Origin of the sequence: Actinoplanes rectilineatus (assembly GCF_000962825.1) — a bacterium.
GTDB lineage: Bacteria > Actinomycetota > Actinomycetes > Mycobacteriales > Micromonosporaceae > Actinoplanes > Actinoplanes rectilineatus.
Genome location: NZ_JZKF01000105.1, coordinates 1 through 20,397 on the forward strand (window position 1 = coordinate 1; position 20,397 = coordinate 20,397).

At 70.3% G+C, this 20,397-nt stretch carries 20 protein-coding genes; 8 read left to right on the forward strand and 12 right to left on the reverse strand.

Going from position 1 to position 20,397, the window contains the following annotated elements; translation table 11 throughout:
* Positions 1–1,416, reverse strand: a 1,416-nt coding sequence (locus tag WH85_RS40910; protein WP_045747577.1) for a HAMP domain-containing protein, incomplete at its 3' end; no start/stop codon positions are given.
* 114 nt (positions 1,417–1,530) lie between these two features.
* On the opposite strand from WH85_RS40910, the gene WH85_RS40915 reads away from it, so the two are divergent.
* A complete protein-coding gene (locus WH85_RS40915; protein WP_052721169.1) occupies positions 1,531–3,567 on the forward strand; it encodes a SpoIIE family protein phosphatase in 2,037 nt (678 codons plus the stop codon).
* A gap of 229 nt (positions 3,568–3,796) precedes the next feature.
* The gene (locus tag WH85_RS40920) at positions 3,797–4,867 is read left to right on the forward strand and encodes a type III polyketide synthase (protein WP_045747558.1); all 1,071 of its coding nucleotides are present in this window, start codon (positions 3,797–3,799) and stop codon (positions 4,865–4,867) included.
* On the opposite strand, the gene WH85_RS40925 is transcribed toward WH85_RS40920, so the two are convergent.
* Positions 4,850–5,977 carry an FAD-binding oxidoreductase gene (locus tag WH85_RS40925; RefSeq protein ID WP_245674314.1) on the reverse strand — a complete coding sequence of 376 codons (1,128 nt, stop codon included), beginning with the start codon at positions 5,975–5,977 and terminating at the stop codon, positions 4,850–4,852. The genes WH85_RS40920 and WH85_RS40925 overlap by 18 nt on opposite strands.
* 126 nt (positions 5,978–6,103) lie before the next feature.
* On the opposite strand from WH85_RS40925, the gene WH85_RS40930 reads away from it, so the two are divergent.
* Positions 6,104–8,167 (forward strand): S9 family peptidase, encoded by a 2,064-nt coding sequence (locus WH85_RS40930; RefSeq protein WP_045747579.1) that lies wholly within the window; start codon positions 6,104–6,106, stop codon positions 8,165–8,167.
* Positions 8,168–8,217: 50 nt separating this feature from the next.
* Here the strand turns inward: WH85_RS40930 and WH85_RS40935 are convergent, their stop codons facing one another.
* The 9 genes from WH85_RS40935 to WH85_RS40975 all read right to left on the reverse strand — a co-directional run bounded on the left by WH85_RS40935 (position 8,218) and on the right by WH85_RS40975 (position 16,630).
* Positions 8,218–9,786: an FtsX-like permease family protein gene (locus WH85_RS40935; protein ID WP_045747560.1), complete on the reverse strand. Its 1,569-nt coding sequence runs from the start codon at positions 9,784–9,786 to the stop codon at positions 8,218–8,220.
* Complete coding sequence (locus WH85_RS40940; RefSeq protein ID WP_045747561.1) at positions 9,783–10,469, reverse strand: ABC transporter ATP-binding protein; 687 nt, start codon at positions 10,467–10,469, stop codon at positions 9,783–9,785. Before WH85_RS40940 ends, WH85_RS40935 begins: the two co-directional genes overlap by 4 nt.
* Entirely contained in the window at positions 10,466–11,002 is a 537-nt protein-coding gene (locus WH85_RS40945; protein ID WP_045747562.1) for a PadR family transcriptional regulator, read from the reverse strand. Before WH85_RS40945 ends, WH85_RS40940 begins: the two co-directional genes overlap by 4 nt.
* A 72-nt stretch (positions 11,003–11,074) precedes the next feature.
* Positions 11,075–12,610 (reverse strand): SpoIIE family protein phosphatase, encoded by a 1,536-nt coding sequence (locus WH85_RS40950; RefSeq protein WP_045747563.1) that lies wholly within the window; start codon positions 12,608–12,610, stop codon positions 11,075–11,077.
* Entirely contained in the window at positions 12,607–13,950 is a 1,344-nt protein-coding gene (locus WH85_RS40955) for a sensor histidine kinase (protein WP_045747564.1), read from the reverse strand. Before WH85_RS40955 ends, WH85_RS40950 begins: the two co-directional genes overlap by 4 nt.
* Positions 13,947–14,978 carry a SpoIIE family protein phosphatase gene (locus tag WH85_RS40960; RefSeq protein WP_045747580.1) on the reverse strand — a complete coding sequence of 344 codons (1,032 nt, stop codon included), beginning with the start codon at positions 14,976–14,978 and terminating at the stop codon, positions 13,947–13,949. The genes WH85_RS40955 and WH85_RS40960 overlap by 4 nt, the downstream gene beginning before the upstream one ends.
* On the reverse strand, positions 14,975–15,382 hold the full coding sequence (locus WH85_RS40965; protein ID WP_045747565.1) for an anti-sigma regulatory factor: 408 nt from the start codon (positions 15,380–15,382) through the stop codon (positions 14,975–14,977). Before WH85_RS40965 ends, WH85_RS40960 begins: the two co-directional genes overlap by 4 nt.
* Complete coding sequence (locus WH85_RS40970) at positions 15,379–15,792, reverse strand: STAS domain-containing protein (protein WP_045747566.1); 414 nt, start codon at positions 15,790–15,792, stop codon at positions 15,379–15,381. Before WH85_RS40970 ends, WH85_RS40965 begins: the two co-directional genes overlap by 4 nt.
* 1 nt (position 15,793) lies before the next feature.
* On the reverse strand, positions 15,794–16,630 hold the full coding sequence (locus tag WH85_RS40975) for an STAS domain-containing protein (protein WP_045747567.1): 837 nt from the start codon (positions 16,628–16,630) through the stop codon (positions 15,794–15,796).
* Between the two features lie 161 nt (positions 16,631–16,791).
* Between WH85_RS40975 and WH85_RS40980 the strand changes: the two genes are divergently transcribed.
* From WH85_RS40980 to WH85_RS40995, 4 genes are all read left to right on the forward strand, one after another.
* Complete coding sequence (locus tag WH85_RS40980; RefSeq protein ID WP_014687361.1) at positions 16,792–17,145, forward strand: STAS domain-containing protein; 354 nt, start codon at positions 16,792–16,794, stop codon at positions 17,143–17,145.
* A 122-nt stretch (positions 17,146–17,267) separates the two neighbouring features.
* Positions 17,268–17,714 carry a large conductance mechanosensitive channel protein MscL gene (mscL, locus tag WH85_RS40985; protein WP_045747581.1) on the forward strand — a complete coding sequence of 149 codons (447 nt, stop codon included), beginning with the start codon at positions 17,268–17,270 and terminating at the stop codon, positions 17,712–17,714.
* A 63-nt stretch (positions 17,715–17,777) separates the two neighbouring features.
* Positions 17,778–18,011, forward strand: coding sequence for a hypothetical protein (locus tag WH85_RS40990; RefSeq protein WP_045747568.1), 234 nt, complete (start codon positions 17,778–17,780; stop codon positions 18,009–18,011).
* A 430-nt stretch (positions 18,012–18,441) separates the two neighbouring features.
* Positions 18,442–18,846, forward strand: a complete 405-nt coding sequence (locus tag WH85_RS40995) for a hypothetical protein (protein ID WP_045747569.1) — start codon at positions 18,442–18,444, stop codon at positions 18,844–18,846.
* A gap of 1 nt (position 18,847) precedes the next feature.
* Here WH85_RS40995 and WH85_RS41000 read toward each other — a convergent pair whose 3' ends face one another.
* Positions 18,848–19,621, reverse strand: a complete 774-nt coding sequence (locus WH85_RS41000; RefSeq protein WP_045747570.1) for a peptidoglycan-binding protein — start codon at positions 19,619–19,621, stop codon at positions 18,848–18,850.
* A gap of 131 nt (positions 19,622–19,752) precedes the next feature.
* Between WH85_RS41000 and WH85_RS41005 the strand changes: the two genes are divergently transcribed.
* Positions 19,753–20,367, forward strand: coding sequence for a CGNR zinc finger domain-containing protein (locus tag WH85_RS41005; RefSeq protein WP_045747571.1), 615 nt, complete (start codon positions 19,753–19,755; stop codon positions 20,365–20,367).
* The last annotated feature ends 30 nt before the right edge of the window (positions 20,368–20,397 follow it).

The following is a 20,397-nucleotide window of genomic DNA, read 5'->3' on the forward strand; positions in this document are numbered from 1 at the left end:
GTTGACGTTGTCGGTGAGGTCGCGCCACGTACCCGAAACGCCTTTGACCTGGGCCTGACCGCCGAGCTTGCCCTCCGAGCCCACCTCGCGGGCCACCCGCGTGACCTCGTCGGCGAACGACGACAACTGGTCGACCATGGTGTTCACGGTGTTCTTCAGCTCGAGGATCTCGCCCCGGGCGTCGACGGTGATCTTCTGCGACAGGTCGCCCTTGGCCACCGCCGTCGACACCTGCGAGATGTTGCGGACCTGGGCGGTGAGGTTGGCGGCGAGCTGGTTCACGTTCTCGGTGAGGTCGCGCCAGGTGCCGGAGACGCCGCGGACCTGGGCCTGACCGCCCAGCCGGCCCTCGGTGCCGACCTCGCGGGCCACCCGCGTGACCTCGTCGGCGAACGACGACAACTGGTCGACCATCGTGTTCACGGTGTCCTTGAGTTCCAGGATCTCGCCCTGCGCGGCCACCGTGATCTTCTGCGACAGGTCGCCCTTGGCCACCGCCGTCGACACCTGCGCGATGTTGCGGACCTGACTGGTCAGGTTCGACGCCATCGAGTTCACCGAGTCGGTGAGGTCCTTCCAGGTGCCGGCCACGTTCGGCACCTCGGCCTGGCCGCCCAGTTTGCCCTCGGTGCCCACCTCGCGGGCCACCCGGGTGACCTGCTCGGCGAAGAGCCGCAGGGTGTCGGTCAGACCGTTCATGGTGTCGGCCAGCTCGGCCACCTCACCACGCGCCGACACGGTGATCTTCTGGGACAGGTCGCCACGGGCCATCGCGGTCGCCACCTGCGAGATCGAGCGCACCTGGTGGGTCAGGTTCGACGCCATGGTGTTCACCGAGTCGGTGAGGTCCTTCCAGGTGCCGGCCACGCCGCGGACGTCCGCCTGGCCGCCCAGCTCGCCCTCGGTGCCCACCTCCCGCGCGACCCGGGTGACCTCGTCGGCGAACGAGGACAGCTGGTCGACCATGGTGTTCACGGTGCGGCCGATCCGGAGGAACTCGCCACGCAGCGGGCGGCCGTCCATCTCCAGCGCCATGTGCTGGGAGAGGTCGCCCTCGGCCACCGCCACGATCACCCGGGAGATCTCGGTGGTCGGCCGGGCCAGGTCGTCTATCAGGGAGTTCACCGAGCGGACGCTGTCCGCCCAGGCGCCGTCCAGCCCCTCCTCGTCCAGACGCTCGGTGAGCCGGCCGTCGCGACCGACGATCCGGCTGATCCGGCGCATGTCGAGATTCTGCCGCTCCTGCAGGGAGACGACCTCGTTGAACGCCTCCGCCACCGACCCGGCCATGCCGCTGCGCCGCGGCAGGCGGACTTTGAGATCACCCCGCCGCACCCGGCGCAGGGCGTCGGCGAGCTCATCGAGCAGAACGGTCTCGTCGGGCACGCCGACGCTGGCTTCTTTCGCCGCAGTCATGCTGTCCTCACTCGCTGTCCAACGGCCGGGGGTCGGCTAATCCTCTCTCGCCCGACCGGGTCAATGCGAGAGACGACTTTGTGCATACACCCACCTAAGGGAGAGGATGCATGGGTGCCAGCCGAGGTCGGAACCAGGACGAGCATCCCATCAGGGGCGTCGTCCGGTGCTCTGGTGCGCCGGACCAGACTCCCCAATGATCGTCGTACCCCGGCGGCGGCCCGCGCACTCGTCCGCTCGGTGCTCGAGGAGAGCGGGCTGATCAGCCTGCTCAACGAGGCTCTGCTGCTGACCACCGAGCTGTCCACCAACGCCGTGGTGCACGCCAACACCGAGCTGGAGATCGAGGTGGCCGCCGACTCGGGCGGACTGACCGTCACGGTCACCGACTTCGCCCCCGGCCCGGTCGAGCAGCTCGCGGTCGGGCCGCGCAACGAGAGCGCCGACATCGGCGAGGTGGCCGAACGCGGGCGCGGCCTGCTGCTTGTCGACCATTTCGCCAGCCGCTGGGGCACCGTGCACGAGGGCGACGGCAAGGGTGTCTGGTTCCGCCTCGACCAGCGTGCGGGTGACATCGCCCCGGTCCGGGTGCCCGGCCCTGCCGAGACGCCCAGCCTGGGCGCGCTCACCGGCCTGCTGCGCGGCGGCGTCGACCGGCCCTCCGACGACGGCATCGGCGACCTCGCCGCCGACCTGCTCTCCCGGCTCGCCCACCTGACCGGCGCGGCCGGTGGCGTGATGCGCCTGGACCGCGGCGACGGCACCGGCCGTCAGCTGCTCGCCCGGTACGGGCGGGCGCCACGGGACAACGCCGACACCATCCGGATCCCGTTCAGCCTGCAGCGGCCGTACTCCGGTGAGCTGGAGCTGGACGCCTCCCCGCTCGGCTTCGCGCAGGCACTGGCCGGCATCGTCGCCGAACGCATCTCGCTGCACGTGGAGAACGACCGGTTGCGCCGCGCCGACATCCGCCGGCAGACCTGGATGACGTTCCTCGCCGAGGCCAGCGAACTGCTCGCCCAGTCTCTCGACGTCAACCTGACGATGGCCCTGATCCCGCAACTGGTGGTGCCGCGGCTGGGCCAGTGGTGCGCGGTGCACACCACCGACGCGTGGGGCCGCCTCCAACTGGCCGCCGCCACCCACGCCGAGGAGGCGGCGCTCGCCCAGCTGCACGCCACGCTCGCCGAGGACGGTCCGGAGTCGGTGCTGGCCCGGCTGGAGGAGACCTCCCGGCTCGGCACCCAGGTGATGTTCGGCGCGCCGATGGAGGGTTACGCGGTGCCGCTGGTGGCCCGGGGCGTCCGGCTCGGCACGCTGGCCGTGGGACGGCACCCGAAGCACCGGCACGACCCGGACGAGGTCGCCGTGCTGGAGGACGTGGCCCGGCGGGCCGCCCTGGCCATCGACAACGCCCGGATCCACGACGAACGGCGCGCGGTGGCCCGCACCCTGCAGGCCTCGCTGCTGCCGCCGGCTCTGCCGCACGTCGACGGCATCGGCTTCGCCGCGGAGTACGTCCCGACCGGCTCCGAGGTCGGCGGCGACTTCTACGACGTCATCCCGTTCGGCGAGGACCAGTGGCTCGTCGTGGTCGGTGACGTGTCCGGCAAGGGCGTCCAGGCCGCGACGGTGACCGGCCTGGTCCGGGACGTGATCCGGATCCTGGTCGACGACGGCAAGGCGCTCAGCGAGATCCTCTGGCGGGTCAACCGCACGCTGGTCCAGCGTGGCGGCGGGCGGTACTGCACGCTCGCGATGGCGTCGGTGACCCGGGGCGGCGACGGTGAGCTGACCGTCTGTCTGCACCTGGCCGGGCACGACCGGGCGGTGCTGGTCCGTGCGGACGGCCGGACGTCGTTCGTCGGCGAGGGCGGCACCGCGCTGGGCCTGCTGGAGACGATCACGTCGCCGGACGTCACGATCACCCTCAACCCGGGTGACTCGCTGATCTTCTACACCGACGGGGTCACCGAGCGCCGTCGCGGGCGTGAGCTGTTCGGTTCGGGCCGGCTCAAGGAGGCCGCCGCGCCGCTCGCCGGTTATCCGGCGGATGTGACCGCGGCCCGGCTGCGCTCCACCACGATCAATTTCTCGGTCGAGGAGCCCCGCGACGACATCGCGATCCTGGTGCTGCGCAACGACGCCTGAACGCGCCGGACCTCAACTATCGGGGCGTTCGGCCGCAAGGAAGTGATGAGCGCGGTCAGCGGGGCGCGGCAACGCCCGGCTGACCGCGCTCACCCGTATGTGGGGATCCGTGACGGAATCGTAAGAAACTTAACCCTCGCTCTCCGCGCCTAATCAAAATCACCCTTTTTATGCGCCTAAAAACTGACAAGGTGGGCAAACGCCGAAGCAAGTCAACGGGGGGACCTGCATGCGAGCAATGATCAGTGGACTGGGCGTGGCACTGCCACCATCAGCCGACCAGGACAGGGTCTGGGAGGGTTACTTCGCTCAGCACTACAGCGGCGCCCAGCGCGTCCTGGCCAAACGGATCTTCGACAACTCCGGGGTCCGCACCCGGCAGGCGGTGGTGAGCCCGCTGCTGGAGGACGTCGCCCAATGGTCCACCGAGCAGCGGATGCGCCGGTACCAGGTGGAGGCGATACCGCTCGGCAAGGCCGCGGTGAGCCGGGCACTGGCCGAGGCCGGCCTGGGCGCCGAGGACATCGGGCTCTTCGCGGTCTGTTCCTGCACCGGGTACGCGACACCCGGCCTGGACATCATGCTGGCCCGCGACCTCGGCATGCGGCCGGGCGTGCAGCGCCTGTTCGTCGGGCACATGGGCTGTTACGCCGCCCTGCCCGGCATCAGCGCGGTCAGCGACTACGTGGTCGCCCGCGGACGGCCGGCGCTGCTGCTCTGCGCCGAGCTGACCAGCCTGCACCTGCAGCCGCCCGGCAGCCGCGACGACGTGCAGCAGATCGTCTCGCACGCGCTGTTCTCGGACGCCACCGCCGCCGTGGTGCTGACACCCGAGGAGCACCTGCTCGGTGGCTGGACGGTCGGCGAGGTCGCCGCGATCACCGACGCCGCCACCGCCGACCACATGACCTGGGAGGTGACCGATCAGGGTTTCCGGATGGGCCTGTCGCCGCAGGTGCCGGACGTGCTCGCGGCGCACGTCCGCAACCTGGTCGACGATCTGCTCGCCCGGCACGGCCTGACGGTCGCCGACGTGGACGGCTGGGCGGTCCACCCCGGCGGGCCGAAGATCCTCGATGTGGTGCAGGAGCAACTCGGGCTGGACGACCAGGCGCTGGCCGCCTCCCGGGGCGTCCTGGCGGCGCACGGGAACTGCTCGTCGCCGACCGTACTGCTGGTGCTCGACAAGCTGCTCCACCAGGAGCGCCCGCCGAACCGGATCCTGATGCTCGCGTTCGGCCCCGGTCTCACCCTGTACGGCACGGTCCTGCAGTCGTCACGCTCAGAACAGGTGACGTAGCTCGATCATCTCGATCTCCGCGGCCAGTTCCGGCGGCGCCGACACGACCGCCAGCCTGCCGCGCCGCCCGACCAGGACCTGTTGCAGGCCGGAGACGATCTCCCGAACCCGGTTCGCGGTCGTCTCCGGCGGCAGCGCCGCGTGCAGCGTGCCGACGCCGACCGACCCGCGGATCGCCACCGTGGGCCCGGCGATGTCCCGCAACGAGTACGCCACCGCCTGCAGGTCCCGGGACCGGGCGGCGATCCGCAGGCCGACGTCGCCCCGGCCGAACGGGTAGCGACCCCACCAGGGCGGCGGTTCCGGCGCGGTCACCGGTTCGCCACCCCAGGCCGCGGCGACCCGTTTCACCCGTGCCGCGACCTCGGTCTCGTCGCCCTCGAAGAGCAGCACGAACGTCCCGCCGCCGGGGCCCGGCAGGTCGGCCTCCATGCCGTGCGGCTCCCACTCCTCGGCGACCGCCCGGGTGATGAGTTCGCTGACGTCGGCGGGGGTGGCGACCGGGCAGCCGATCCACCGGCGGGCCGCCGGCAGCTCCTCCAGGCGCAGGACCGCCGCGGTGAGCACGCCGTCGATCTCGGCGATGCCGGGGCGGCCGTCCTCGCCGTCGGAGTCCCGGACCTCGCCGGAGGAGTCGGCGTACTCCACGCTGACGGTCTGCGCGGCCGGGCTGGCGAACCGCAGGCGCAGCGGGCCGGATTCGTTGACCGCGAGCATCCCGCCGACGGTGGCCCGCGGTGACGGCGGATCGGTGGCGAGACGGCGGCCGGAGAGGCGCAGGGCGGCCTGGACCGCGGCGACCGGGGTGCCGGCCGCAACGGTCGCGGTGTCGCCCTCGTGGTTCCACATCCCGTTCAGCCGGGCGGTGTCGATGATCAGGTCGACGCGCTCGGGCCGGCGGCCCCAATCGATCTTGCTGCCGGCGCCGCGGGCCCGGACCGCGAGGCCGTGCTCGGCGGCGAGACGCAGGACCGCAGCCGCGGACCGGGCCGTCGCCGGCACCGCCACCAGCGAGGCGTCCTGCCCGGCGACCTTGTCGACCGAACGCGCCGGGCGGGCGAAGCCGGGGCCGCAGATGCCCACGAGCTCATCGAGAAGGGGGTCGGTCACGTCTGAGGCCTCCATCGAGATCCCTGAAGATCGTCCACTCTGGCACATCGTACACACGTTCGAATAGTCGAGGTCCACGTGCGTAAGAAACTCACTCCGGACCAATCGGCCGGTAACGTGTTTCCGGTGACGATTGAAGGCCCACCCATCGCTCGCCGGTCTTCCACCGAGCGCACCTTTCACGGCGACACGGTCATCGATGAGTTCGCCTGGCTCGAGAACAAGGAGGATCCCGCGACCCTCGATCATCTGAAGGCGGAGAACGCCTGGACGGATCAGGCGACGTCGCACCTCGAGACCGTGCGCGAGACCATCTTCGGAGAGATCAAGGGGCGGACCCAGGAGACCGACCTGTCGGTGCCGAGCCGCAAAGGCGGTTACTGGTACTACACCCGCACGGTCGAGGGCAAGCAGTACGGCATCCAGTGCCGGGTTCCGGTCCGCCCGGACGAGACCGCCCCGCCGACCGGTGACGACCGGCCCGGCGAGGAGATCCTGCTCGACGGCAACGAACTCGCCGAGGGCCGGGACTTCTTCGCCCTGGGCACTTTCGACATCAGCCCGGACGGCCACCTGCTCGCCTTCTCCACCGACTTCGACGGCGACGAGCGGTTCACCCTGCGGGTCAAGGACCTGCGGACCGGCACGGTCCTGCCCGACGAGGTGCCGGACGCGTTCTACGGCAGCGCCTGGTCGGCCGACGGCAGCGTGCTGTTCTACATCACCGTGGACGAGGCCTGGCGGCCGAACCGGGTGTGGCGGCACGTCATCGGCGAGACCACCGACACCGTCGTCTACGAGGAGCCGGACGAGCGCTTCTGGGTGGGCGTCGAGCTGACCCGCAGCGAGAAGTTCATCGTCATCGACGCCCAGAGCAAGATCACTTCCGAGGTACGGGTGATCCCGGCGGACGACCCGACCGCCGAGCCGACCCTGCTCGCCGAGCGCCGGCAGGGCGTCGAGTACTCGATCGAGCACCACGGTCACCGGTTCCTGATCCTGCACAACCGGGACGCCGAGGACTTCGCCCTGGCGTGCACGTCGGTGGACAGCCCCGGCGAGTGGATCGAGCTGATCCCGCACGAGCCCGGCACCCGGCTGGAGGGCGTGGACGCGTTCGTCCGGCACATCGTGGTCTCGATCCGCCGGGACGGGCTGACCGGCCTGCGGGTGATCGCCGACGGCAGCACCGCGTCCTACGACATGGAGTTCGCCGAGCCGCTGTTCAGCGTCGGCCTGGCGAGCAACCCGGAGTACGACACGTCCTCGGTGCGGATCAGCTACACCTCGATGGTCACGCCGGACTCGGTCTACGACGTCGACCTGGTCACCCGTTCGATGACGCTGCGCAAGCAGAAGCCGGTGCTCGGCGGTTACGACCCGGCCGACTACGAACAGTTCCGCGAGTGGGCGACGGCACCCGACGGCACCCGCGTCCCGATCTCGATCGTGACCCGCAAGGGTGTCGCCCGGGACGGTGCGGCGCCCGCGGTCCTCTACGGCTACGGCTCGTACGAGCACTCGATCGACCCGTACTTCTCGATCGCCCGGCTGTCCCTGCTGGACCGCGGGGTGGTCTTCGCGATCGCGCACGTACGCGGCGGCGGCGAGATGGGCCGCAACTGGTACGAGTCCGGCAAGATGCTGGCCAAGAAGAACACCTTCACCGACTTCGTGGCCGCCGCCGAGGCGCTGGTCCGCGGCCGGTGGACGTCGGCGTCCCGGCTGGTCGCGCGGGGCGGCTCGGCCGGTGGTCTGCTGATGGGCGCGGTGGCCAACCTGGCACCGGAGGCGTTCGCCGGGATCGTGGCCGAGGTGCCGTTCGTGGACCCGCTGACCTCGATCCTCAACCCGGAGCTGCCGCTGACCGTCACCGAGTGGGAGGAGTGGGGCAACCCGCTCGAGTCCGCCGAGGTCTACGCGTACATGAAGTCGTACAGCCCGTACGAGAACGTGTCCGCGCTGGCGTACCCGAAGATCCTCGCGGTGACCAGCCTCAACGACACCCGCGTGCTGTACCACGAGCCGACCAAGTGGATCGCGCGCCTGCGCGCGGTCGCCCCGGACGGCGAATACCTGCTCAAGACCGAGATGGGCGCCGGCCACGGCGGCCCGAGCGGCCGCTACGACTCCTGGAAGGAGGAGGCCTTCGTGCTCTCCTGGATCCTGGACGCGGTCAAGGCTCTCTAGATCTGGAGTGCGAGCGCCCGCATCCGGTGGATGTGGGCGCTCGTCTCGGGCTATCCGACCCGTAGTTCCTCGAGGTCGGTGTTCGACCGCAGCACCAGCACGCTCACGCCGACCACGAGCAGCATCGCCGCCAGTGCCCCGCCGCCGAGCAGCGCGAGGTCCGCCCACGGCACCGGAACCGGCATCACCACGTCCGGGTATTCGATGTACTTCGTCGCGCAGGTGCTCAGGTCGGTCGTCCCGTCGGTGCAGACGTCGTAGCCCCCGCCGTACGACACCTCGGTCTCCAGCATCCGGACCAGCCCGGTGCCCGCGCCGATCGCCAGCAGCAGGGCCGGCACCAGCGGTGTGACGGTGCGCCAGAGCAGCACCCGGCCGAGGATCCCCCGGGGCACCCCGCCGGCGGTCATCGCCGCGTAGGTCCGCCGCCGGGCGACGATCCCCTCGACCATCGCGATCAGCACGCCGGCCGCCGCCACCGCCAGTCCCACCACGACCGCGACCATCACCAGCCGCGCCGCGCCCAGGTAGAACTCCGGCTCGGCGGCGTAACCAGCACCGCCGTCCTCGGGGCCGGTCAGGGCGTTGAACCGGTCCATCGCCGCGAACTCGGTCGACATCATCTGCCGGTACGCGAGTGTTCCCGCCCCGACGATCACGGCGGCGATCAGCGCGCCGGTCGTCCGGCTGCCGTTCCACGGGTCCGCCATCAGCCGGGCACCCGCCATCAGCGTCGCCGGGCCCCGGCCGAAGCGGCGCAGCAGCCGTCCCGCCGCGTAGGAGATCCACCCGGTGCCCAGCACGATGCCGGCCGTCACCAGCAGCACTCCGGCGATCATCAGCTGGATCGACAGGGTCCGCTGCGGTGCCGGGAGCCGGAGGTCGGTGAGGAACTCGACCAGCGCGTCGTCCCGTTTCAGCAGGGTCGGCAGGGCGAACAGCACCAGGCCCAGCACGATCACGATGCCCGGCCACGGTTTCGGCCCGCGCTCCCGGATCCGGCGGACCACACCGAGCGGGGTCACCACGACCCGGCGCATCAACACCGCGCTGATCACACCGGCCAGCACCGGCACGACCAGCAGCACCGCGATGATCACCAGTGGGTGGGGCAGCACGTCGGTCGGCAGTACCAGCCGGTTCATCCGGTCCCGGCGTTCGAGCAGCACCCGCAGCACGAGGAGGGCCCCGAAGCCGAGGATCGAGCCGAGCAGGCTCGCGACCGCGGTCTCCGCGCCGGCGATCAGCACCGTCTCCCGCGGAGTGGCCCCGTTCAGGCGCAGCGCGGCGAGCCGGCGGTCCCGGGCCGGCGCGCCCAGCCGGATGCTCTGCGCGGCCAGGGCGAGCACCGGAATCGCCAGCATGATCAGCACGAAGGCCACCCCGGGTCGCAGCCCGGCCTCGTTCAGCAGCGGGCTCGTGTACCGGAAGTCGTCCTGCAGCATGATCGAGCCGCCGTCGCCCTGGTCGATCCACTCGCCGCCGCTGATCGACGCGACGACGGCGGCCGACATCAGGGCCAGGCCGGCCAGCGCCGAACTGACCACGGTCAGCCCGGTCCGCAGCCGGTCGGTCCGGTTCCCGGCCAGACTCAGCCGGACGAGAACCGGCGCTTTCACGGCGCCACTCCGAGTCCGCTCGGGTCGACGACGCCGTCGAGCAACGTGATCTCGCGGTCCGCGTACGCCGAAATCGAAGCGTCGTGGGTGACCAGCACGACCGCCGTGCCCTGTTCGCGCACCGCCCGGACCAGTTCGGTGAGCACCTGCTCGCCGGCGAGCCGGTCGAGGGCACCGGTGGGCTCGTCGGCGAAGACCACCCGCGGCTCGGTGACCATGGCCCGGGCCACCGCGCAGCGCTGCTGCTGACCGCCGGACATCGCCACCGGACGCTGGTCGGCGAGGTCGGCCACCCCGAACCGGTCCAGCCAGCCGATCGCCGTCTTCCGCGCCTCCTGCCGCCCCGAACCGGCAAGAAGCAGCGGAAGAGCGACGTTCTCGGCCGCGGTCAGCTCGGGCACCATCTGCCCGAACTGGAACAGCACCCCGAAGTCGTCGCGTCGCAGGCGGCTGCGCGCCGCCTCGGACCACAGACCGATGTCCTGGTCGCGGTAGGTGACCGTGCCCTCGTCGGCCCGCACGATGCCGGCCAGGCAGTGCAGCAGCGTGGACTTGCCGCAGCCGCTGGGCCCGGTGACGGCGACCAGTTCACCCTCGGCGATCTCGATGTCGACACCGCGGAGAGCGGACGTCGGCCCGTAACTCTTGGTGATTCCCACACCGCTGAGCAGCGGATCCGTCATGACGTCACTTCCTTCTGGAGCTCCGCGACCCGCGTCATGGTGGTCTGCAACCACCGCAGGTCGGCATCGAGGTGGCCGATGGCGTAGTCCGCGGCGACGACGTCACCGACACTCGCCCCGGGGGCGGTCTTGGCCGCGGTCAGTTCCCGCAGCCGGGTCATGTGCGCCGTGCGCTGGGCGGCCAGATAGCCGCGGGCCCGGTCGGCGTCGGCGGTCATCAGCGCCACCACGACCTTGTTGAACACCGTGCTCGTCACGTACGGCGCGGGTGTCTCGACCTCGGCCAGCCAGTCGTCGAGACGACGGCGGCCGGAGTCGGTCAGTTCGTAGGAGGTGCGCTCCGGACCGGACTCCTGATCCTGTCCGGAGGGCGCCACGAAGCCGTCGCGTTCGAGCCGGCCGAGGGTCGCGTAGACCTGACCGTACGCGATCGGCTTGGCCTTGGGCAGGCGCTCGTCATGCGCCCGTTTGAGGTCGTATCCGTGTCGTGGCCCGCCCGCGAGCAGGCCCAACAGAACATGCGCCGTGGACATGAGCGCTACTATTCACTGAGAGAATAGCCGTCGTCAAGGAGACCAGCGATGACTTTCCGTAGTAACGAGACGTCAGACGCGTCGCAGCGCGACGACCGCGATGTCGTCCGCCTGCTGATCGTTTCCAGCGAGCTGGGACAGCAGGCGACGGCAGAAGGCGTCCAGGTCGTCCTCCACCCGCTCCGCACAGGCGGCCAGGGCCCGCAGACCCTCGTCGATGTCCACGTCCCGCCGCTCGATCAGTCCATCGGTGTACAGCACCAGCGTGCCGCCCGGCGGCAGGGTGAACTCCAGTTCCGTCCGCCGCGGGGCACGGATCCCCAGTAGCGGACCGCGCGGCTGCAGGAACCGCACCTCGCCGTCGACGTGCAGCAGCGGCGGCAGGTGACCGGCGCTGGCCATCCGCATCCGCCCGGTCGCCGGATCGAGGGTGGCCAGACACAACGTGGCCGAGTCGGTCGGCAGCACAGTCCGCATGAAGTGGTTGACCAACTCCAGCACCGTGGCCGGCGAATGCCCCTCGACGGCGTACGCCCGGACCGCGTGCCGCACCTCGGCCATCACCGTGGCCGCGTGCAACGAGTGCCCCGCCACGTCCCCGATCGCCACCAGGAGCTGGCCGTTCAGCATGGTCAGCTCGTAGAAGTCGCCGCCGATCTCGGTCTGCGCACCGGCCGGCTCGTACAGCACGGCCCGCTCCATGCCGGGCACCTCCGGCAGCCGGGACTGCAGCAGGCTCCGCTGCAGGGTGACCGCGATCCGGTGCTCCTCGTCGAACGAGCGCTGTGCCTCCACCGCCGCCGCGACCGCCTGGGAGAGCTGCCGCAGCACCGGGAACCCGGCGGTCTGGGAGCCGCTCGGCGCGATCACGTAGACCGGCGGCCGGTCCGCGCGCAGCCGGGCCGACGCGACGGCCACCGAGTCGCCCTCCGGCCAGTCGGCCACGTCCCAGTCGGCAGGCTCGTCGGTACGTACCATCGACCCCACCGCGACCATCCGGTCGCTGGGGACGGTGCAGGGGCGCAGCGTCGCGGGTTTCCCGACCGCGGCCAGGCCCTCCCCGTCGGAGGACTCCGCCACCACCGCCACCGGAACCCCGAAGATGTCGCAGGCACCCACGGCGGCGGCCGCCAGCAGGTCCCGCAGGGTGGACGCCGAGTTGATCGCCAGCGTGGTCTCGGCCAGCCGGACCATCCGCTCCGCCAGCAACTCGGCGCGCTGCCGGGCCCGGTAGTAGCGCAGCACCGCCTGCGCCGTGGCGATCAGCTCGTCCGGCTCGATCGGCTCCACCAGGTACGCGTCCGCACCCCGGTTCAGCCCCTGGGTACGGTCGACCACGTCCACCGCATGCGCCGAGACGTGGATGACCGGCAGGACGCCGTACCGCTGATCGGTTTTGATCCGCTCGCAGACCTCGAAACCGCTCATGTCCGGCAACTTCACGTCCAGCACGACCAGGTCGGCCTCGGAGTCCAGCAGCATCGTCAGCGCCTCGCCGCCGGTCTCCGCCTCCAGCACCGTGAAACCGGCCCGGGTCAGCCAGCTGACCAGCAGGTATCGCTTCGTGGCACTGTCGTCGCAGACCAGAACCGTGGCGGAAGGACTCATGACGCGACCGGCAGCCGCAAGGTGAAGGTGCTGCCGGCACCGGGCTCCGAGTCGACCCGCAGGCCGCCGCCGAGGATCCCAGCCAGCCGCCGGGCATAGGGCAGGCCCAGACCGGTGCCCTTGCCACTGACCGGCTTGCTCCCGGGCACCTGGTAGAACTCCTCGAAGACACGTTCGTGCAGTTCAGGCGGGATGCCGGTGCCGGTGTCGGAGACCACGAACTCGGCATCGCCGTCGACCGGGCGCACCGTCAGCCGCACCGAGCCCTCCGCGGTGAACTTCAGCGCGTTGGTCAGCAGGTTGCGCAGCACCTGGGCGAGCAGCACCTCGTCCGACCGCAGCGTCGGCAGGCTCGGCTCCTCGACCACGAACTCCACCTCCGGGCGGGTCGCCATCGGGCGCAGCGTGCCGCGCAGCTGGCCGAAGACCGCCTTGAGGTCGACCTCCGACCAGTTCGGCTCGATCCGCCCGGCCTCCGCCTTGGCCAGGTCGAGCAGCCCGTTGACCAGGCTCAACAGATCGGTCGCCGAGGTACGGATCAGATCGACCTGCCGGCTCTGCTCCTCGGTCAGGTCGTCCGAGCCGGGATCGGTCAGCAGCCGGCCCAGGCCGATGATCGCGGTGACCGGCGCCCGCAGCTCGTGACTGACGTTCGCCAGAAACCGGGTCTTCGCCTCGCTGGCCGCCCGCAACTGCACCGACTTCTCGTCCAGCTCCGCGTAGAGCGCCACGACACCGCGGTTCGTCTCCTCCAGCTCCTCGGAGAGCTGGTTGTAGAGGGCCATCACGCCGCGGTTCGTCTCCTCCAGCTCGGCGTTCAGCCGGGCCAGGTCGTCGCGCTGCGCCCGCACCTCGTCCAGGGCGGCGATGAGCTGCTGATTCTGTACGGCCAGTTCGTCCAGCGGGGTACCGGGGACATGCTGGGCCAGGCCGACACGGATCTCGTCCATACGGTCGTCCGTCAGCGGCGGAGCGCCCAGCGGCAAACGCCGGGACATCCGGACAACAGTGCCGGTACCGCCATCGTCCACCTCCATCGTGTCGACCAGTCGGCCGACCTGTTGCAGCTGCCCGGTGATCCGATCCACGAGACCGGACATCGGATGAGCCATCGTCACCCGCAGGGTTGGTACCCCGCCGGGGGAAACGGTGAACTCCACGTCGGAATCCGGGCCGGCCGCGAGGAGGACCCGGCCCACCTCGCTGAGCGCGGTGGCCACCCGGGTCTGGTCCTGCGGCTCCATCCCGACCCGGCGGGCCACCTCCCGGCCGAGCTGCCGTATCGCGAAGATGTCCTGCTCGATCCGCAGGCTCGTCCGCATGAGCAGCCGGTCGGTCATGAGACCCGGGCCACCAGCACACCGGCGTCGTCGCGGCGGGTGCCCGCGTCGCGCAGTACGGTGGCCGCGATCACCGCGGGAGTCCGGGTGAGCAGGCCGGGATAGTCGGACTCCTGCCAGCGGTCCACGATGCCGTCGCTGTGCATCAGCACGACCGCACCGGACGGCATCGGGTAGTCGTACTCCCGCAGCTGACGGCGCTGGTGACCGGCGATGCCCGGCAGCGACACCATGCCACGGCGCCCGCCGTCCGGGCCGAAGACGGTCCCGGCGATGTTGCCCAGACCGGCATAGTGGATCAGCCCGGCGGCCTGGTCCAGCTCCGCGACCGCGACCGCGGCACCCCGGGTGTGCCCGAGAGCCCGGTGCAGCACGTCCACCACCGTCGCGGGCGGACCCGCGGGCGCCTTCCGGAAGGCGCGCACGGCCTCGTTGGCCGCCACCGCGGCCAGGCCGCCGTGCCCCAGACCATCGCAGACCATGACCTGCCGGCGTCCCTCGACATCCCTCGACGCGTACGCGTCACCGCACACCTGTTCCCCGGTGAGCGGCCGGGTCAGCCCCGACACCCAGGAGGGTTCCGGTGCCCTGTCCGGCCACACCTGCAGGGCCAGCACGGTCCCCCGCCCCGGCACCGAATGCAGGTCCCACCGGCTGGACTGACGCTGGATCGCGCCGAGACCGATGCCCAGCGTGCCCACGCTCGAGTGGCCGTCGCCCATCGCGTGCGGGACGTCGGCGATGCCCGGACCGCTGTCGATGGCGATGATCTCGACGCCGGCCTGTTCCGCGGTGCGTACCGGGCGGACCATGACGATGCCCTGGTCGGCGTGCTTGACCAGGTTGCCGGCGGCCTCCGCGGCCACGATCGAGAGGTCGGCGATCCGGTTCTCCGGCATGCCCAGATCCGTCGCGAGCCGTTCCGCGGCACGGCGTACGGAAGCGGCGGTCCCGGCGGCTTCCACCCGGAACCAGACCCCACCGTCCAGGAGTCCCTCGGGTACGGACGCCACCGCGCCTCCGCTCATCGGCACCACTTGACCACGGTAATCGTCGTGCCCTCGCCGACCGCGGTGACGATGTCGAATTCGTCGACGAGTCGTCTTGCCCCGCTCAGCCCCAGCCCCAAACCACCACCGGAGGTGTAACCGTCGGTGAAGGCCAGATCCAGGTCGGCGATGCCGGGCCCCTCGTCGCTGAAGACGATGCGGATGCCGGCCTTGCCGCGCTCGCTGCGGGTCGGTGTGACCTCGACGTGGCCGCCACCGCCGTACACCAGCGTGTTGCGGGCCAGTTCGCTGGCGGCGGTGACCAGCTTGGTCTGATCGACCAGGGAGAGCTTCGCCGCGACCGCGGCCGTACGCACCAGCTGCCGGACCCGGACCACGTCCTGGTCGGAGACGACCGGAAGGCGCTGGCTCTCCTCGTTCACGGCGTCGGTACCGCTGCCTGATCGTCCTCGTCGCCGACGATGTCCGGCATTTCGGGCCTCCGATTCGCGCTGAGCAACGCGATGCCCAGCTCGACGTTGAGCGCCGTCCGGATCCCCGGGAGAGAGAGCCCCAGCTCGACCAGGGTGATCGCGACCGCTGGGCGCATGCCGACCACCACGGTCTCGGCGTCCAGCACCCGGGAGACCGAGGCGATGGTCGCCAGCGTGCGGCCGACGAACGAGTCGACGATGTCGAGCGCGCTGATGTCGATGATCACCCCGCCGACACCGGTGGCCACGATCCGCTCAGCCAGGTCCTCCTGCAGTTGCAGGGCGACCTGGTCCTCCATGTCGATCTGAATGGAGACCAGCAGGATGTCGCCGATCTTCAGGACCGGGACACGTTCCACGTCAGCTCCTCGAGGACTTGTTGCCGTTCCGGCTGAGCACGTAGCGCAGCGCGTCGGCGAGCGAGGCCTTGGTGGCGATGTCGCCGAACTCGATGCCCAGCGCCACGATCGTCTGGGCGATCTGCGGCCGGATCCCGGAGATGATGCAGTCGGCACCCATCAGCCGGGCGGCCACCACGGTCTTGAGAATGTGCTGGGCGACCTGGGTGTCCACGGCCGGTACGCCGGTGATGTCGATGATCGCGTACGGCGAGCTGGTGTCGACCAGCGTCTGCAGCAGGCGTTCCATGACCACCTGGGCGCGGGCCGAGTCGAGCGTGCCGACCAGCGGCACCGCGACCACGCCCTCCCAGAGCTTCACCACCGGGGTGGAGAGCTCGAGCAGCTGTTCGGCCTGGTCGGCGATCAGACTCTCGCGGATCCGGACGTAGCTGTCGAAGGTGAACAGCGCGGCCCGGTCGACGAAGGCGGAGAACGCCACGTAGAGCCGGAGCGCGTCGTCGCCGTCGCCGATGACGTCGAGCACCGCCTCTTTGAGGGCGTAGATGCTGATCGCGGTCTCGGTGGCGGTGAAACCCTGCCGGGCACGGTTGCTGGAGAGCTCACTGAGCTGCGCCCGCAACTCGTCGGCCGCCCCGTCGGTCACCTCGATGGCACCGGCGGAGAGCGCGCTCTGGAACCCACGCCTCAGGTCGGTGGTCTGCCGATGCAACTCGGCACCACTCAACCTGCCGCGCAGGCTCGCCACGACCAATTCCGTCCAGCGGGCCGTAAGTGGCTCCGCGTGACTCTCCAGCAGGTCGGCAAAGCGACGTGCCTCGTCCGGACTCAGCGGCATCGCCGTCTCCCTACCACGCGATCAGTGCGCAACGGCCGGACTTTACCATCAGGTAAGCCTTTACTTGCTCTAGACCAACTAACAGACACGGTCAAGCTCTCCCTGTTCTGCGCGTCACCCGGTACGTGGAGTACCGTTCAGCAATAACTGGAGGTCGTCGAATGTCCCTGACGGTACAAACAGAACAGCGCGGCGACATGGTTGTCGTGTCGGTCGCCGGCGAGCTCGACATGGCGACCGCCCCCCAGCTGCAGGATCAGATCAGCGACCTGCTGGAGAAGGGTCGCACGCGGCTGGTCTTCGACCTGGCCGAGGTGTCGTTCTGCGACTCCACCGGCCTGTCGGTCTTCGTCCGGGCCAAGAACAGCACCGACGACGCCGGCGGCACCGTCCGCCTGGCCGCGCCGCAGCGCGGTGTGCTGCGCATCCTCGAGGTGAGCGGCCTGGTCGAGGTGCTGCACACCTACCCGACGGTGGACGAGGCTGTCACCGCCGAGGAGCCCGCCCTCGACTGAGGGGCGACATTCCGCACCGATTCATTCCACCGGTCGGCCGGTCGGCGTAGTTTGTCGCCGACCGGCGGCGGGCACCCCGTCGCCGAATGACCCCCGGCGCCCCAGGAGTGCTCGTGAAAGAGATGTTCCAAGGCTTCAAAGAATTCATCATGCGCGGCAACGTCGTCGACCTGGCGGTCGGTGTCGTCATCGGCGCCGCGTTCACCACCGTGGTGACCAGCTTCACCGAGGCCTTCCTCAAGCCCCTCATCCAACTGCTGGGTGGGGGCACCGGCCTGGACGCCGGAGCGTTCAAGGTCCGCGGAGTCCCCTTCGACTACGCCAGCTTCATCAACGCCCTCATCACCTTCCTGATGACCGCCGCGGTCCTCTACTTCCTCGTGGTCATGCCGCTGAACAAGCTGGCCGAGCGTCGCCGCCGCGGCGAGGAGCCCCCGCCGAAGGCCCCCAGCGAAGAGGTCAAGCTGCTCACCGAGATCCGCGACGCGCTGCTGCGTGGCCAGGGCAACCAGGTCCCCAACAGTGCCCTCGACGAGGTTCTGCAGCGCCGCCAGGAGCCGCCGCGCTGATCTTCCGCTGAAAAGATCCGCCCTCCCGGCACCGTTCGAACAGATGTTCGATACAGTGCCGGGATGGAGCAGCGGAAGCACTGGTGGAACGGCAAGTGGGGACGACTGGCCCGGAAGGACGTCTACCTCCGCATCAGCGGCGACCAGTGGTATGTCGAACAGCGCGCCGGCGGCTCCGAGGGCACGTCGCACTTCTTCGAGCACGACAGCGAGGACGCCGCCCTCGACATGATCCGGGCCATCCTCAACGGTCTCGACGAGTGGCGTGAGCTCTCCGTCCGCCCGCCGGTCCGCTGACCCCCACCGCCGGCTGAGACGCCGCCGCGGCGGCGGCGGCAGTGACTCCTGGTCTCCGGCGGGGCGCCGCACCGGCAGGTGAATCCGTCCGCGATCGGCACGGCCGGGTCCGCGGTGACGGCGGGTCGTCGACGGCGCCGGCGAGAACCCGGATGTCTCCACCGGGATCGTTCGCGTTCGGGACTGCTGAACCTTTCTTGTGACTTCAGGCGCACTCTCCAGAGTTAAGCGCCTTCGTCCGTTTTAGGTAACTTTGGGATATTTCATACGAGGCGAACCGGCAAAACACTCACCGGTCGTGTGTATCGAGTGGTTGTCCGGGCACCGAACGTGCCAGGGTCGGATAGGCCGAGTTGTGGCGGCTTGTCTAGATCGGAGAGTGCTTTTGTCCGCGTACGACCCTGAACAGCTCGCAGCGGGTCACCGCTCCATGAGCATGTTGGCGAGTCTCGTGGAACGAGGAGGCCGACCCGCGGCGATCACCGCCACCCTCCCCCTGCGGGCCGGTGAGAAGCAGTACGGCTGGTTCCCGGTGCACCTGACCGGGGCGGGACGGCGGCTCGCCGTCATCACCAGCAGCCGGCTGATCCTGGGCGACCGGGAGGTTCCGCTGCGCTCCCTGCAGCGCGTCCGGCCGCAGCACGGCGAATGGCTGCTCGACCTCGACACCCGCGACGGCGGGACGCTACGGATCAGCGGCCCGTGGGTGCCCTGGCTCAGCGTGGTGATCTGCGCCGAGCTCTACGGCGCGGCCTGGCCGCCCGGCTACGCCCCGGTGATCGCGATCCCGGCACCGCGCCGGCGCCCACCCGCCTGGACCCTGTCCCTGCGGTAGGTCAGTAGACCCAGACCCGGGTCTTCAAAGGCAGCGCGTCGTGCCCCCACATCCAGTTCATCGCGGCGATGGAGACCCGGGCACACCCGTGCGAAGCCGGATAGGGCGGCACACTGTTCGCCCCGTGCACGGCGATGCCACCGTTGAAATACTTCGGCCGCCACAGCAGACCCAGCGGTGCGTCACGCCAGCCGTCGATCTGCCGCCCCACCCGGAACCGGCCGGTCGGCGTATCCGCCAGAAAGGTCTTCCCCTCCTGCTCGTAATTCTCGTTCGAGCCGGTCGACGTGTTGAAGACCTGCATGATCCGGCCGTCGTCGACAACCATCAGAAGCTGCCTCCGCAGGCTGATCTCGACGACTCTGCCGCTGCTGGAACGGGCCCTCGGACGGACCCCCTCGTCCAGCGCCCTCCGCGTCTTCGGACCGACCGTGCCGTCGCGGCTGATTCCGGCGGCTTTCTGCAGCGCGTACACCGCCTGCTGGGTCGTCCCCCCGAATCTGCCGTCGGCCTCACCGTTCCAGTAGCCGAGCTCGGTGAGGCGCCTCTGCACCGCCAGCACCTCGTCACCCTTGTCGCCCCTCTTCAGCTTCCGGGGCTCTTCCTTCGGTTCGGCCGGCTGACTCGTCGCGCTCGGCTCACTCGCCGGCGTCGACACCTTCGGGGGTACGGGAGAAGCAGTCACCCGGCTCGTCGTCCGGTCCGGCGAGTCACACCCCCCGGCGAGCACGAGTGCCGTGGCCATCATGGCGGTGAACGTCGGAACCTTCCGCATGGGTCCTCCCTCACCGGTGGTCGCGCCAGTCTAGAGACACATTCACAACGGTCCACCGATGAATGCGAATCGTCCACCCACCCGAGTGGAATCCGTCCCGACCTGGGAAAAGAGCCGAGTAGGCTTTGGCTATGTCCTGGAGAGCCAGCGCACGACACGGCGTACGGGAAGCGCCGGGAGGATTCGCACTCGTCCAGGAATTGCTGAACACCCGGGCCACCATGGGATATGCGGCCGATCTCCTGGTCGCCACGGAAGACGCCCAGTGGTGGCTGACCGACACGCTCGGCACCTGGTCGCGGGGTTCCGGGTTGCCCGCCCCGACGCTGCTGCTCACCCCCGGCGACCTGCGCTCCCTGCGCCGCCTGCGCACCGCCTTCGAACAGGTGATGCTCCGCTCCGGCGGCGACCCGGCCCCGCCGGAGCACACCCTGCCCCCGGCCGACGTCCCGGTGAGCCTCGTCCCGGACGGGTCCGGCTGGGTCCGGGTGGTGCCGACCGGCCGCGGCGTCCGCTGGTTCGCCTCGGCGCTGTGGGCGGAGACGCTCCTCGCGCAGCAGGCCGGTTTCTGGCCCCGGCTCAAGCTTTGTCACAACGTCACCTGCCGGGCCGCGTTCTTCGACACGTCCCGCAACAACAGCGGCGTCTGGCACGACGTCAGCACCTGCGGAAACACCGCGAACCTGCGGGCCTTCCGGGAACGCCGCCGGCTGCTCGGCCCGTCCGGCGCCCAGGAAAAGCCCTGATCTCGGTGGGAACTCCCGGCCGTCCCTGCG